Annotated in this window: 24 protein-coding genes; 23 read left to right on the top strand and 1 reads right to left on the bottom strand. The window is 66.5% G+C overall.

The window, feature by feature from the left end; translation table 11 throughout:
• Positions 1-109 precede the first annotated feature (109 nt).
• Positions 110-490 (bottom strand): phage holin family protein, encoded by a 381-nt coding sequence (locus AQJ46_RS08305; protein WP_059204931.1) that lies wholly within the window; start codon positions 488-490, stop codon positions 110-112.
• 228 nt (positions 491-718) lie between these two features.
• Here AQJ46_RS08305 and AQJ46_RS08300 point away from each other — a divergent pair, with 228 nt between their 5' ends.
• The 23 genes from AQJ46_RS08300 (at position 719) to rplO (ending at position 13,010) form a co-directional block, all read left to right on the top strand.
• Complete coding sequence (locus AQJ46_RS08300) at positions 719-1,921, top strand: acyltransferase family protein (RefSeq protein ID WP_404828387.1); 1,203 nt, start codon at positions 719-721, stop codon at positions 1,919-1,921.
• Between the two features lie 251 nt (positions 1,922-2,172).
• Positions 2,173-2,874, top strand: a complete 702-nt coding sequence (locus AQJ46_RS08295) for a hypothetical protein (RefSeq protein WP_159064004.1) — start codon at positions 2,173-2,175, stop codon at positions 2,872-2,874.
• Between the two features lie 370 nt (positions 2,875-3,244).
• Complete coding sequence (gene rpsJ, locus AQJ46_RS08290) at positions 3,245-3,553, top strand: 30S ribosomal protein S10 (protein WP_003948644.1); 309 nt, start codon at positions 3,245-3,247, stop codon at positions 3,551-3,553.
• Positions 3,554-3,570: 17 nt separating this feature from the next.
• Positions 3,571-4,215, top strand: coding sequence for a 50S ribosomal protein L3 (gene rplC, locus AQJ46_RS08285; protein WP_020135811.1), 645 nt, complete (start codon positions 3,571-3,573; stop codon positions 4,213-4,215).
• A gap of 5 nt (positions 4,216-4,220) precedes the next feature.
• Positions 4,221-4,877, top strand: coding sequence for a 50S ribosomal protein L4 (gene rplD, locus AQJ46_RS08280; protein WP_057607914.1), 657 nt, complete (start codon positions 4,221-4,223; stop codon positions 4,875-4,877).
• Positions 4,877-5,296, top strand: coding sequence for a 50S ribosomal protein L23 (gene rplW / locus AQJ46_RS08275; protein ID WP_037719147.1), 420 nt, complete (start codon positions 4,877-4,879; stop codon positions 5,294-5,296). Before rplD ends, rplW begins: the two co-directional genes overlap by 1 nt.
• Positions 5,297-5,334: 38 nt before the next feature.
• Positions 5,335-6,171 carry a 50S ribosomal protein L2 gene (gene rplB, locus AQJ46_RS08270; RefSeq protein ID WP_007384068.1) on the top strand — a complete coding sequence of 279 codons (837 nt, stop codon included), beginning with the start codon at positions 5,335-5,337 and terminating at the stop codon, positions 6,169-6,171.
• Between the two features lie 12 nt (positions 6,172-6,183).
• Complete coding sequence (gene rpsS / locus AQJ46_RS08265) at positions 6,184-6,465, top strand: 30S ribosomal protein S19 (RefSeq protein ID WP_057607913.1); 282 nt, start codon at positions 6,184-6,186, stop codon at positions 6,463-6,465.
• 44 nt (positions 6,466-6,509) lie between these two features.
• On the top strand, positions 6,510-6,857 hold the full coding sequence (rplV, locus tag AQJ46_RS08260; protein WP_006604878.1) for a 50S ribosomal protein L22: 348 nt from the start codon (positions 6,510-6,512) through the stop codon (positions 6,855-6,857).
• Positions 6,857-7,690: a 30S ribosomal protein S3 gene (gene rpsC / locus AQJ46_RS08255; RefSeq protein WP_059204928.1), complete on the top strand. Its 834-nt coding sequence runs from the start codon at positions 6,857-6,859 to the stop codon at positions 7,688-7,690. Before rplV ends, rpsC begins: the two co-directional genes overlap by 1 nt.
• Positions 7,691-7,695: 5 nt before the next feature.
• Complete coding sequence (gene rplP, locus AQJ46_RS08250; RefSeq protein ID WP_006140905.1) at positions 7,696-8,115, top strand: 50S ribosomal protein L16; 420 nt, start codon at positions 7,696-7,698, stop codon at positions 8,113-8,115.
• Positions 8,115-8,339, top strand: coding sequence for a 50S ribosomal protein L29 (rpmC, locus tag AQJ46_RS08245; RefSeq protein WP_005481220.1), 225 nt, complete (start codon positions 8,115-8,117; stop codon positions 8,337-8,339). The genes rplP and rpmC overlap by 1 nt, the downstream gene beginning before the upstream one ends.
• Positions 8,339-8,626, top strand: coding sequence for a 30S ribosomal protein S17 (gene rpsQ / locus AQJ46_RS08240; protein ID WP_007384073.1), 288 nt, complete (start codon positions 8,339-8,341; stop codon positions 8,624-8,626). Before rpmC ends, rpsQ begins: the two co-directional genes overlap by 1 nt.
• Positions 8,627-8,723: 97 nt before the next feature.
• A complete protein-coding gene (gene rplN / locus AQJ46_RS08235) occupies positions 8,724-9,092 on the top strand; it encodes a 50S ribosomal protein L14 (RefSeq protein ID WP_003998823.1) in 369 nt (122 codons plus the stop codon).
• Between the two features lie 2 nt (positions 9,093-9,094).
• Positions 9,095-9,418: a 50S ribosomal protein L24 gene (gene rplX, locus AQJ46_RS08230; protein ID WP_003992365.1), complete on the top strand. Its 324-nt coding sequence runs from the start codon at positions 9,095-9,097 to the stop codon at positions 9,416-9,418.
• On the top strand, positions 9,418-9,975 hold the full coding sequence (gene rplE, locus AQJ46_RS08225; RefSeq protein WP_020135807.1) for a 50S ribosomal protein L5: 558 nt from the start codon (positions 9,418-9,420) through the stop codon (positions 9,973-9,975). Before rplX ends, rplE begins: the two co-directional genes overlap by 1 nt.
• A 5-nt stretch (positions 9,976-9,980) precedes the next feature.
• A complete protein-coding gene (locus tag AQJ46_RS08220; protein WP_003948630.1) occupies positions 9,981-10,166 on the top strand; it encodes a type Z 30S ribosomal protein S14 in 186 nt (61 codons plus the stop codon).
• A 207-nt stretch (positions 10,167-10,373) separates the two neighbouring features.
• On the top strand, positions 10,374-10,772 hold the full coding sequence (gene rpsH, locus AQJ46_RS08215; protein ID WP_057607912.1) for a 30S ribosomal protein S8: 399 nt from the start codon (positions 10,374-10,376) through the stop codon (positions 10,770-10,772).
• Between the two features lie 24 nt (positions 10,773-10,796).
• Positions 10,797-11,336, top strand: coding sequence for a 50S ribosomal protein L6 (gene rplF / locus AQJ46_RS08210; RefSeq protein ID WP_020118535.1), 540 nt, complete (start codon positions 10,797-10,799; stop codon positions 11,334-11,336).
• A gap of 3 nt (positions 11,337-11,339) precedes the next feature.
• On the top strand, positions 11,340-11,723 hold the full coding sequence (gene rplR, locus AQJ46_RS08205) for a 50S ribosomal protein L18 (RefSeq protein ID WP_057607911.1): 384 nt from the start codon (positions 11,340-11,342) through the stop codon (positions 11,721-11,723).
• 38 nt (positions 11,724-11,761) lie between these two features.
• Entirely contained in the window at positions 11,762-12,370 is a 609-nt protein-coding gene (rpsE, locus tag AQJ46_RS08200; RefSeq protein ID WP_010354225.1) for a 30S ribosomal protein S5, read from the top strand.
• Positions 12,370-12,552, top strand: coding sequence for a 50S ribosomal protein L30 (gene rpmD, locus AQJ46_RS08195; RefSeq protein WP_005481207.1), 183 nt, complete (start codon positions 12,370-12,372; stop codon positions 12,550-12,552). The genes rpsE and rpmD overlap by 1 nt, the downstream gene beginning before the upstream one ends.
• 2 nt (positions 12,553-12,554) lie before the next feature.
• Positions 12,555-13,010 carry a 50S ribosomal protein L15 gene (gene rplO, locus AQJ46_RS08190; protein WP_007384079.1) on the top strand — a complete coding sequence of 152 codons (456 nt, stop codon included), beginning with the start codon at positions 12,555-12,557 and terminating at the stop codon, positions 13,008-13,010.
• Positions 13,011-13,078 lie beyond the last annotated feature (68 nt).

The raw sequence follows: 13,078 nt of genomic DNA, 5'->3' as shown, positions 1-13,078 counted from the left end.
GGTGTCGTACCCCTTCACGTCGATCACGGGGTCGCGGTCTCCGGCAGCGCGGTCGGACCGCCAGTACGGGTCGGTCGGGACGACCGAGTGGACGGTCTCGCGCACGACTTCAACCCGCCTGCGCCTCCGGTACCGGCTGGGGGCCGACCGTCATGAGGGCGAGGGTCAGGCAGCGGACGATCGCGCCGGCCAGCAGGGCCGTGACGAAGGAGTCGACATGCATGCCGTAGTCCAGCCGCGAGCTGATCCAGGAGACGAGCAGCCAGACCAGCGTGTCCTGGACGCTGCCGATCGCACCGAAGAGGATCCACGGGGACGTCCTGATGGCGCTCGGATAGCAGTGGATGAGCTGACCGACGATCAGCAGGACCGAGCCGCTGAGGAGGAAGTCCCAGGACGGGGTGTCGGCCACGGGGGAGACACCGGGGAGCAGGCCGGCGGCGAGGGCGGCTCCGGCGTAGGTGCCCGTGATGCGTCTTCGTTTGTACATGGCTGAGATCATCCGGACGGGCGTGGCGTTCTGACAAGACGTCAAGTGAAGTCTGGGGGAACTCTGTGAAGCGGTTCGGCGAGGTTTGCGGCAACTCCCCGGCGCCGGTGGGGGGAATGTTCTTGTCTGGTCGCTGTGGGGTGGTTGTGAGGGTCGTAGCCTGAGGCGTCCGGTGGCCAGTCCCGGCCCGGCATTCCCTCGCGAGGACGGACGGGCACGCAGGTGTCGATGCAGGATGCGGAGCGCAGAACGTCGATACCCCGACGGGTCGTCAGCGGCCTGCAGCAGCCGCTTCCGCCCCTCACTGTGCCCGCCCCGCCGGGACAACCCACCCGCGCCGCCGGGCCCGCCGCCGTACGGGACCGCGCCGGCCGCCGGCTCTACGCCATCGACGGCATCCGGCTCCTCGCCGCCCTCATGGTCGCCATGCACCACTACGCCGGCACGAACCGCGTCGACCAGCCGGGCAACCGCATCTGGGACCGTCCGGTCTCCGACATCATGCCGACGGTCTTCCGGTTCGCCTCCTACGGCTGGATCGGCGTCGAGATCTTCTTCGTGATCAGCGGCTTCGTGATCTGCATGTCCTGCTGGGGCCGGACCCCGAGACAGTTCTTCGTCTCACGGGTGATCCGGCTGTACCCCGCGTACTGGTTCGCCATCGCGTTCACCACCACCGTCCTGATGCTGCTGCCCGGTGTGTGGGACCGCCTGCGCATGCGGGACGTACTCCTCAACATCACGATGCTCCAGTCCGGTTCGGGCGTCATGAACGTCGACGGCGTCTACTGGACCCTCTGGTCCGAGCTGCGCTTCTACCTGCTGTTCCTGGTGGTCGTGTGGAGCGGCCTGACCTACCGCAAGGTCGTCGTCTTCTGCTGTGTGTGGGGCGCCGCGGCCATGCTCGCCCCGATCTCGAAGCTGCCGCTGCTGGAACTGGTCGCCAACCCGGAGGGCGCCTGGTACTTCATCGCGGGCCTGGCGCTCTATCTGATGCACCGCTTCGGCCAGGACCTGCTGCTGTGGGGCATCCTCGCCATGGCCTGGCTGATGGGCCAGCGCGAACTGGGCATCCGGATCGACGAGGTCGAGCATGTGTCGGGCTGGCGGGGGAGCGTGGCGATCTTCACCGTGTTCCTGCTGGTCATGGTCGCCGTCGCCCTCGGCGCCACGGACCGCATCCGCTGGAGGTGGCTGGTGACGGCGGGCGCGCTGACGTATCCGCTGTATCTGATGCACTACGCGGCCGGTACGGCGGTCATCAACCGCCTGCGCGACACCATGGACGCCCGTCTGCTTGTCGTCTCCGTGATCGCCGGCTTCATGCTGCTGAGCTGGCTGGTGCACCGGTTCGTGGAGAGGCCGGCGGCGAGGCTGCTGAAGCGGGGGCTGGACACGTCGTTCGCGCGGCTGCGGAACGCGAGCGCCTGAGTCCCGTACGGCACCGTTTGTGCCGAACAGCTCCGAAGAGCGGGCCTTGCGGTCCTACCATCGGGAGGGGCGGTGATACCGCTCGGTCGCGCGAAGGGGGAACCGTGCTGACTGAGGTGACCGTGGCTGTCGTCGGTGCGACGGGCACTCTGGGAGTGGCTTACCTGGCGCATGGGGGCGAACGCAGGGAGCGAAAAGAACGAAGTGCTCCGCTGCTGGGGTTGAGCACCCACTGCGGCAACATCCGGGGCGTGGCCGAAGCCGCCGTGAACGAGTGCGAGAAGACCCGCAAGATGCGGATGAGGCAGGCCCTTTCCTGGCCGGCCGAGGAAACGTACGCCGCCTTCGCGGAGAAGGCGGGACTGGACGGCGGGAGTCCGGAGCGATATGCGGACGAACTCCAGATCTACCAGCAGTCCTTGCGGGAGTTCGGACTCCAGCTGAAGAACGTGTGCGCCGAGATGGATGCCCTCGCCGCCCGGCGGGAGCGCTACGACGGCAGGAGTCGGACCGTCGCGGCCAAGGAGCTCGACGGCAGGCTGGCCAAGCTCAAGAGAGACCTGGACCAACTGACCAACGCGTTCCGGGTGGTGGAGGCGGACTGGCTCGGCGGAGTCACGCCCTTCGTACCCCCGAGTACCGTCAAGTACTTCAGGCGTGAGTCCGGCCGTTCCTACGACCGGGCCGTGCAGCTCGGCAGGGATGTCACGTTCGCCCATCCTCGGAAACCGAAGGCGACGGTCTCCGGTGAGGGCGACCCCCGTCCTGACGAGCCGGAGACACGTGGCGCCCCTCCTTGCGGTCACTGCATCTGGCGCTGTCCGCACGCACCTGGCCGGAGCGGCGGACCCGGCGTCGGTACGGATCCCTCGGCGTCGGACCCGGGCACTCCCGCCGCGACGCCGGAGCTTCGAGAGCTTCCCGGTTCCCCGGCCGGCCCGGCCGGTGTTTGATCTGTGTCACTCCCGGGGTAAGGTCTCCGGCTCGATTGGCCAGGCCCCTGCCCCGTATGGCAGACTAGCGGGGTTGCTCGGTCGAGTGTTGATGCTGCGCGCCTCCCGCCGGGAGGCCTGGAAGCGAGTCCCACAGTACTCGTCGCCCTAACTGCCGTATGGCAGCGCTGGGGCGGACGTACGGGAATCTTCCGGGAAGTGGAGTGCGGCACTGGCCAGGCGCCCGGTGGACCTCTTTCCCAGATCAGGGATGTTCGAACAAGGGACATCTGTGTCAGTGAGAGTGCGACACGCCCGACCGCGTGGGTCGGAGGAAGTCACGGAACACCGGGTTCCAGAGCTGTAAAAGAGACAGGACTACGGAGTAGCCATGGCGGGACAGAAGATCCGCATCCGGCTCAAGGCCTACGACCACGAGGTCATCGACTCCTCGGCGAAGAAGATCGTCGAGACGGTGACGCGCACTGGTGCGTCGGTCGCGGGCCCGGTGCCGCTGCCCACTGAGAAGAACGTGTACTGCGTCATCAAGTCGCCGCACAAGTACAAGGACTCGCGCGAGCACTTCGAGATGCGCACGCACAAGCGTCTGATCGACATCCTCGACCCGACCCCCAAGACCGTTGACTCTCTGATGCGACTCGACCTCCCGGCCGGTGTCGACATCGAGATCAAGCTCTGAGGCCGGTGATCTGAACGATGGCTAAGCAGATCAAGGGCATCCTGGGCGAGAAGCTCGGCATGACGCAGGTGTGGGACGAGAACAACCGTGTTGTTCCGGTCACCGTCGTCAAGGCCGGCCCCAATGTCGTGACCCAGGTCCGTACGAACGATGTCGACGGCTACGAGTCCGTCCAGATCGCGTTCGGCGAGATCGACCCGCGCAAGGTGAACAAGCCCCTCAAGGGCCACTTCGCCAAGGCCGACGTCACTCCCCGCCGCCACCTCGTCGAGATCCGTACCGCTGACGCCAGCGAGTACACCCTCGGCCAGGAGATCACCGCCGAGGTGTTCGAGGCCGGCATCAAGGTCGACGTGACCGGCAAGAGCAAGGGCAAGGGCTTCGCCGGTGTCATGAAGCGTCACAACTTCAAGGGCCTCGGCGCCGGTCACGGCACCCAGCGCAAGCACCGCTCTCCCGGTTCCATCGGTGGCTGCGCCACCCCGGGCCGCGTGTTCAAGGGCCTCCGCATGGCGGGTCGTATGGGCAACGAGCGGGTCACCACCCAGAACCTGACCGTTCACGCCGTTGACGCGGAGAAGGGCCTGCTCCTCATCAAGGGCGCGGTTCCTGGTCCGAACGGCGGCCTCGTCCTGGTCCGCACCGCGGCCAAGGGGGCCTGAGGACTATGAGCACCATTGACATTCTGTCGCCCTCCGGCGACACCGCCGGGACCGTTGAGCTCCCGGCCGAGATCTTCGACGTAGAGAAGATCAGCATTCCGCTGCTTCACCAGGTCGTCGTCGCGCAGCTGGCCGCCGCCCGTCAGGGCACGCACAAGGTCAAGCGTCGTGGCGAGGTCCGCGGTGGCGGCAAGAAGCCCTACCGCCAGAAGGGCACCGGCCGCGCCCGTCAGGGTTCGACCCGTGCGCCGCAGTTCGCCGGCGGTGGCGTCGTTCACGGCCCCACGCCGCGTGACTACTCGCAGCGGACCCCGAAGAAGATGAAGGCCGCGGCTCTGCGCCACGCCCTCACCGACCGGGCCCGCAACAACCGCATCCACGTCGTCTCCGGCGTCATCGAGGGCGAGTCGCCTTCGACGAAGGCCGCGAAGACGCTCTTCGGCAAGATCAGCGAGCGCAAGAACCTGCTGCTCGTCATCGACCGTGCCGACGAGGCCGCGTGGCTGTCCGCTCGCAACCTGCCCCAGGTCCACATCCTGGAGCCGGGCCAGCTGAACACGTACGACGTTCTCGTCTCGGACGACGTGGTCTTCACCCAGGCCGCTTTCGAGTCCTTCGTGTCTGGCCCCAAGGCCGCTGACACCGAAGGGAGCGAAGCCTGATGGCTACGCGTCACCCGAGCATCGCCTCGAAGGCCGCCAAGGCAGCCAAGGCCGCGCGCGTCGCCAAGGCGCGCCGCCACGAGGCCGAGGGCAAGAACACCGTCGTCACTCCGGCCAGCAAGGCCTTCACGGACCCCCGTGACGTCCTGCTGAAGCCGGTCGTGTCCGAGAAGAGCTACGCGCTTCTCGACGAGGGCAAGTACACGTTCATCGTGGCCCCCGGCGCCAACAAGACCCAGATCAAGCAGGCCGTCCAGGCGGTCTTCTCGGTCAAGGTCACCGGCGTCAACACGATCAACCGCCAGGGCAAGCGCAAGCGGACCCGCACCGGCTTCGGCAAGCGTGCCGACAGCAAGCGCGCGATCGTGACCCTTGCCGAGGGCGACCGTATCGACATCTTCGGCGGTCCGACCGCGTAAGCGGGTCGGATCGTCCGATATCGGACGAGGACTGAGAAATGGGAATCCGCAAGTACAAGCCGACTACGCCGGGCCGTCGTGGCTCCAGCGTCGCCGACTTCGTCGAGGTCACGCGGTCCACGCCGGAGAAGTCGCTGGTCCGCCCGCTGCACAGCAAGGGCGGCCGTAACAACGCCGGTCGTGTGACCGTTCGCCACCAGGGTGGCGGACACAAGCGCGCCTACCGAGTCATCGACTTCCGTCGCCATGACAAGGACGGCGTGCCGGCGAAGGTCGCGCACATCGAGTACGACCCCAACCGCACCGCGCGCATCGCGCTGCTGCACTACGCGGACGGCGAGAAGCGCTACATCCTCGCCCCGCGCAACCTGCAGCAGGGTGACCGCGTCGAGAACGGTCCCGGGGCCGACATCAAGCCGGGCAACAACCTGGCGCTCCGCAACATCCCGGTCGGTACCACGATCCACGCGATCGAGCTCCGTCCGGGTGGCGGCGCCAAGTTCGCCCGCTCCGCCGGTGCCTCCGTGCAGCTGCTGGCGAAGGAGGGCACGATGGCCCACCTTCGTATGCCCTCCGGTGAGATCCGCCTGGTCGACCAGCGCTGCCGCGCCACGGTCGGCGAGGTCGGCAACGCCGAGCAGAGCAACATCAACTGGGGTAAGGCCGGCCGCAAGCGCTGGCTGGGCGTCCGCCCGACCGTTCGCGGTGTGGCGATGAACCCGGTTGACCACCCCCACGGTGGTGGTGAGGGCAAGACCTCCGGTGGTCGCCACCCGGTCAGCCCCTGGGGTCAGAAGGAGGGTCGTACTCGTTCGCCGAAGAAGGCTTCGAACAAGTACATCGTCCGCCGCCGCAAGACGAACAAGAAGCGCTAGGAGCGGGTTTAGATGCCGCGCAGTCTCAAGAAGGGGCCCTTCGTCGACGACCACCTGATCAAGAAGGTGGACGCCCAGAACGAAGCCGGTTCCAAGAACGTCATCAAGACCTGGTCCCGTCGCTCCATGATCGTGCCGGCCATGCTCGGCCACACGCTCGCGGTGCACAACGGCAAGACCCACATCCCGGTGTTCGTCACCGAGTCGATGGTCGGCCACAAGCTCGGCGAGTTCTCGCCGACGCGCACCTTCCGGGGTCACGTCAAGGACGACCGGAAGTCGAAGCGCCGCTAAACGCGGATCGCATTCAGACACGTAAGTAACTGAGAGGGACAACCATGGAAGCCAGGGCCCAGGCGCGGTACATCCGCGTTACGCCCATGAAGGCCCGCCGCGTGGTGGACCTTATCCGTGGCATGGACGCCACGGAGGCTCAGGCGGTCCTGCGATTCGCTCCGCAGGCCGCCTCCGTGCCCGTCGGCAAGGTGCTCGACAGCGCCATCGCCAACGCCGCACACAACTACGACCACACCGACGCCGGCAGCCTCGTCATCTCCGAGGCGTACGTCGACGAGGGCCCGACCCTGAAGCGGTTCCGTCCGCGCGCCCAGGGCCGTGCCTACCGGATCCGCAAGCGGACCAGCCACATCACCGTGGTCGTCAGCAGCAAGGAAGGAACCCGGTAATGGGCCAGAAGGTTAACCCGCATGGGTTCCGGCTCGGTGTCACCACGGACTTCAAGTCCCGGTGGTACGCCGACAAGCTGTACAAGGACTACGTCAAGGAAGACGTCGCCATCCGTCGGATGATGACGTCCGGCATGGAGCGCGCCGGCATCTCGAAGGTGGAGATCGAGCGCACCCGTGACCGTGTGCGTGTGGACATCCACACCGCGCGTCCGGGCATCGTCATCGGCCGCCGTGGCGCCGAGGCCGACCGCATCCGCGGTGACCTCGAGAAGCTCACGGGCAAGCAGGTCCAGCTGAACATCCTCGAGGTCAAGAACCCCGAGACGGACGCTCAGCTGGTTGCTCAGGCCGTCGCCGAGCAGCTCTCCTCCCGCGTCTCCTTCCGCCGCGCCATGCGTAAGAGCATGCAGTCGGCGATGAAGGCCGGCGCCAAGGGCATCAAGATCCAGTGCGGTGGCCGCCTCGGCGGCGCCGAGATGTCCCGCTCGGAGTTCTACCGCGAGGGCCGTGTGCCCCTGCACACGCTCCGCGCGAACGTGGACTACGGCTTCTTCGAGGCCAAGACGACCTTCGGCCGCATCGGTGTGAAGGTCTGGATCTACAAGGGCGACGTCAAGAACATCGCCGAGGTCCGCGCCGAGAACGCTGCCGCCCGTGCGGGTAACCGCCCGGCTCGCGGTGGCGGTGCCGACCGCCCGGCCCGTGGTGGCCGTGGTGGCGAGCGGCGCGGTCGCAAGCCGCAGCAGGCTGCCGGCGCCGAGGCCCCCAAGACTGAGTCTTCGGGTCCCGCCGCCGCTGCACCGGCTGAGAGCACCGGAACGGAGGCCTGACCGACATGCTGATCCCCCGTAGGGTCAAGCACCGCAAGCAGCACCACCCGAAGCGCCGTGGTCAGGCCAAGGGCGGTACGACGGTCTCGTTCGGCGAGTACGGCATTCAGGCCCTCACGCCGGCGTACGTGACCAACCGCCAGATCGAGGCGGCCCGTATCGCGATGACCCGCCACATCAAGCGTGGCGGCAAGGTCTGGATCAACATCTACCCGGACCGCCCGCTCACGAAGAAGCCTGCCGAGACCCGCATGGGTTCCGGTAAGGGTTCGCCGGAGTGGTGGATCGCGAACGTGCACCCGGGCCGGGTCATGTTCGAGCTGTCCTACCCCAACGAGAAGATCGCCCGTGAGGCCCTGACTCGCGCCGCTCACAAGCTGCCGATGAAGTGCCGGATCGTCAAGCGCGAGGCAGGTGAAGCGTGATGTCGGCCGGTACCAAGGCGTCCGAGCTGCGCGAACTGGGTGACGAGGAGCTTCTCAACAAGCTCCGCGAAGCCAAGGAAGAGCTGTTCAACCTCCGCTTCCAGGCGGCGACGGGTCAGCTCGAGAACCACGGTCGGCTCAAGGCCGTCCGTAAGGACATCGCGCGGATCTACACCCTGATGCGTGAGCGCGAGCTGGGCATCGAGACGGTGGAGAGCGCCTGATGAGTGAGAGCAACGTGACTGAGCAGACTGCAGAGGCCCGCGGCTTCCGCAAGACCCGTGAGGGTCTCGTCGTCAGCGACAAGATGGACAAGACCGTCGTCGTCGCCGTCGAGGACCGCGTCAAGCACGCGCTGTACGGCAAGGTCATCCGCCGTACCAACAAGCTCAAGGCGCACGACGAGCAGAACGCTGCCGGCGTCGGCGACCGGGTCCTCCTCGCGGAGACCCGCCCGCTGTCGGCGACCAAGCGCTGGCGCGTCGTCGAGATCCTCGAGAAGGCCAAGTAATTTCCTGCGAGGCACCCCTCGCAGGACAGTTCCGCCAGGCTCCGGGGGCCGTTTCTGAACGGCCCCCGGGGAACCGGCAGACAAACAGGAGATAGACGTGATCCAGCAGGAGTCGCGACTGCGTGTCGCCGACAACACTGGTGCGAAGGAGATCCTTTGCATCCGTGTGCTCGGTGGCTCCGGTCGCCGCTACGCGGGCATCGGTGACGTCATCGTCGCCACCGTCAAGGACGCGATCCCCGGTGGCAACGTGAAGAAGGGTGACGTCGTCAAGGCGGTCATCGTTCGCACCGTCAAGGAGCGCCGCCGTCCGGACGGCTCGTACATCCGCTTCGACGAGAACGCCGCCGTCATTCTGAAGAACGACGGCGACCCTCGTGGTACCCGCATCTTCGGCCCGGTCGGGCGTGAGCTGCGCGAGAAGAAGTTCATGAAGATCATCTCGCTGGCTCCGGAGGTGCTGTAAGCATGAAGATCAAGAAGGGCGACCTGGTCCAGGTCATCACCGGTAAGGACAAGGGCAAGCAGGGCAAGGTCATCGCGGCCTTCCCCCGTGAGGACCGTGTCCTGGTCGAGGGTGTCAACCGGGTCAAGAAGCACACCAAGGCCGGCCCGACCGCTCGCGGTTCGCAGGCCGGCGGCATCGTCACGACCGAGGCGCCGATCCACGTCTCCAACGTCCAGCTGGTCGTTGAGAAGGACGGCAACAAGGTTGTCACGCGTGTCGGTTACCGCTTCGACGACGAGGGCAACAAGATCCGCGTTGCCAAGCGGACGGGTGAGGACATCTGATGGCTACCACCACCACTCCGCGTCTCAAGACGAAGTACCGCGAGGAGATCGCGGGCAAGCTGCGTGACGAGTTCAAGTACGAGAACGTCATGCAGATCCCCGGCCTCGTCAAGATCGTGGTCAACATGGGTGTGGGCGACGCCGCCCGCGACTCCAAGCTGATCGAGGGCGCCATCCGCGACCTCACCACGATCACCGGTCAGAAGCCGGCCGTCACCAAGGCCCGCAAGTCCATCGCGCAGTTCAAGCTGCGTGAGGGCCAGCCGATCGGTGCCCACGTCACGCTTCGTGGCGACCGCATGTGGGAGTTCCTGGACCGCACCCTGTCGCTCGCGCTGCCGCGCATCCGCGACTTCCGTGGTCTGTCCCCCAAGCAGTTCGACGGCCGTGGCAACTACACCTTCGGTCTCACCGAGCAGGTCATGTTCCACGAGATCGACCAGGACAAGATCGACCGTACCCGGGGCATGGACATCACCGTGGTGACCACGGCGACCAACGACGCTGAGGGCCGCGCGCTCCTTCGTCACCTCGGCTTCCCCTTCAAGGAGGCGTGAGCGAGATGGCGAAGAAGGCTCTGATTGCCAAGGCTGCTCGCAAGCCCAAGTTCGGTGTTCGCGGCTACACGCGCTGCCAGCGCTGCGGCCGTCCGCACTCCGTGTACCGCAAGTTCGGCCTGTGCCGCGTCTGCCTTCGTGAGATGGCTCACCGTGGCGAGCTGCCGGGCGTGACCAAGAGCTCCTGGTAATCCCCCTTTAGGGATTCCCGAAGCTCTCGGTAAGCAATGGGCGTGTCAGGCGCCCACCCTTTCATGGCTTAGGCTTGGAGGGTTGGGCGCCTGACGCCCGTACGACTTACTACGCCGTAGGTCCACCGCACCGCACCCGCCTCGTCTCGGATCGAGGAGAGGGATGGGCACCTGGAAACCCCGGCGAGAGAGGCCGAAGGCCAATTCATGACCATGACTGATCCGATCGCAGACATGCTTACGCGTCTGCGGAACGCGAACTCGGCATACCACGACTCCGTGACGATGCCGGCGTCCAAGATCAAGTCTCACATCGCGGAGATCCTCCAGCAGGAGGGCTTCATCACGGGCTGGAAGGTCGAGGACGCCGAGGTCGGCAAGAGCCTCGTTCTCGAGCTGAAGTTCGGCCCGAACCGTGAGCGCTCCATCGCGGGCATCAAGCGGATCTCCAAGCCCGGTCTCCGGGTTTACGCGAAGTCCACCTCCCTGCCGAAGGTGCTGGGCGGCCTCGGCGTGGCGATCATCTCCACGTCGCACGGGCTCCTCACCGACAAGCAGGCCGGCAAGAAGGGCGTGGGTGGGGAAGTCCTCGCCTACGTCTGGTAGCGGAAGGGAACGGAGGAAACAGCTATGTCGCGTATTGGCAAGCTCCCCATCACGGTTCCCGCCGGCGTGGACGTCACCATCGACGGCCGTACGGTCTCGGTCAAGGGCCCCAAGGGTTCCTTGAGCCACACCGTCGCTGCGCCGATCGACATCGCCAAGGGTGAGGACGGCGTTCTCAACGTCACCCGCCCCAACGACGAGCGTCAGAACAAGGCCCTGCACGGCCTGTCCCGCACGCTGGTGGCGAACATGATCACCGGCGTGACCCAGGGTTACGTGAAGAAGCTCGAGATCAGCGGTGTCGGTTACCGCGTGCAGGCCAAGGGATCGAACCTCGAGTTCGCTCTCGGCTACAGCCACCCGATCACCGTCGAGGCCCCCGAGGGCATCACCTTCAAGGTGGAGGCCCCCACCCGGTTCTCGGTCGAGGGCATCGACAAGCAGAAGGTCGGCGAGGTTGCGGCCAACATCCGCAAGCTGCGCAAGCCCGACCCGTACAAGGCCAAGGGCGTCAAGTACGAGGGCGAAGTCATCCGCCGCAAGGTCGGAAAGGCGGGTAAGTAAGCCATGGCATACGGACAGAAGATCCTCAAGGGCGACGCTTACAAGCGTGCCGCGATCAAGCGTCGCCACATCCGGATCCGTAAGCACATCTCGGGTACGGCTGAGCGTCCGCGCCTGGTCGTGACGCGCTCCAACCGCCACATCGTGGCCCAGGTCATCGACGACATCAAGGGTCACACCCTGGCGTCGGCGTCGACCCTGGACACCACGATCCGCGGCAACGAGGGCGACAAGTCCGCGCAGGCCAAGTCGGTCGGCGCCCTGGTTGCCGAGCGCGCCAAGGCCGCCGGTGTCGAGGCTGTCGTATTCGACCGTGGTGGCAACCAGTACGCCGGGCGCATCGCCGCCCTGGCGGACGCCGCCCGCGAAGCCGGGCTCAAGTTCTGAGCCGCTTCCGTAGCTAGCGGAAAGAGAGAGGTAATCCAATGGCTGGACCCCAGCGCCGTGGAAGCGGTGCCGGTGGCGGCGAGCGGCGGGACCGGAAGGGCCGTGACGGCGGCGCTGCTGCCGCCGAGAAGACCGCGTACGTTGAGCGCGTTGTCGCGATCAACCGCGTCGCCAAGGTTGTGAAGGGTGGTCGTCGCTTCAGCTTCACTGCGCTCGTCGTAGTGGGCGACGGTGACGGCACCGTGGGTGTCGGTTACGGCAAGGCCAAGGAGGTGCCGGCCGCCATCGCCAAGGGTGTTGAGGAGGCCAAGAAGCACTTCTTCAAGGTCCCCCGTATCCAGGGCACCATCCCGCACCCGATCACGGGTGAGAAGGCGGCGGGCGTCGTCCTGCTCAAGCCGGCGTCCCCCGGTACCGGCGTTATCGCCGGTGGCCCGGTGCGTGCCGTGCTCGAGTGCGCCGGCGTGCACGACATCCTGTCGAAGTCGCTCGGCTCGTCGAACGCGATCAACATCGTGCACGCGACCGTGGAGGCCCTGAAGGGCCTGCAGCGTCCCGAGGAGATCGCGGCCCGCCGTGGTCTGCCGCTCGAGGACGTCGCTCCCGCGGCTCTGCTGCGTGCGCGTGCCGGGGCTGGTGCTGCGTAATGGCTCAGCTCAAGATCACGCAGACGAAGTCGTACATCGGCAGCAAGCAGAACCACCGTGACACCCTGCGCTCCCTTGGTCTCAAGGGCATCAACACGCAGGTCGTCAAGGAGGATCGTCCCGAGTTCCGCGGCATGGTGCACACCGTCCGCCACCTCGTGACGGTCGAGGAGGTCGACTGATCATGGCGGAGAACAACCCGCTCAAGATCCACAACCTCCGTCCCGCCCCGGGCGCCAAGACCGCCAAGACCCGTGTGGGTCGTGGTGAGGCGTCGAAGGGTAAGACGGCCGGTCGTGGTACCAAGGGTACGAAGGCCCGTTACCAGGTTCCGGAGCGCTTCGAGGGTGGGCAGATGCCCCTCCACATGCGTCTTCCGAAGCTGAAGGGCTTCAAGAACCCGTTCAAGACCGAGTTCCAGGTCGTGAACCTCGACAAGCTGGGCGCGCTGTACCCCGAGGGTGGCGAGGTCACCGTCGAGGACCTCGTGGCCAAGGGTGCCGTTCGCAAGAACAGCCTCGTCAAGGTGCTCGGCCAGGGCGAGATCTCCGTGGCGCTGCAGGTGACGGTCGACGCCGTCTCCGGCTCCGCCAAGGAGAAGATCACCGCCGCCGGTGGCACGGTCACCGAGCTCGTCTGAGATCCGCAGGCGTCTCGATGACGTAAGCAGTCCCGACCGGGGATACCTCACAACGGGGTATCCCCGGT

The organism is Streptomyces canus, assembly GCF_001514145.1.
GTDB classification, from domain to species: domain Bacteria; phylum Actinomycetota; class Actinomycetes; order Streptomycetales; family Streptomycetaceae; genus Streptomyces; species Streptomyces canus.
Note: the sequence above shows the minus strand (reverse complement) of the source record. Positions and strands in the feature narration are given on the sequence as shown.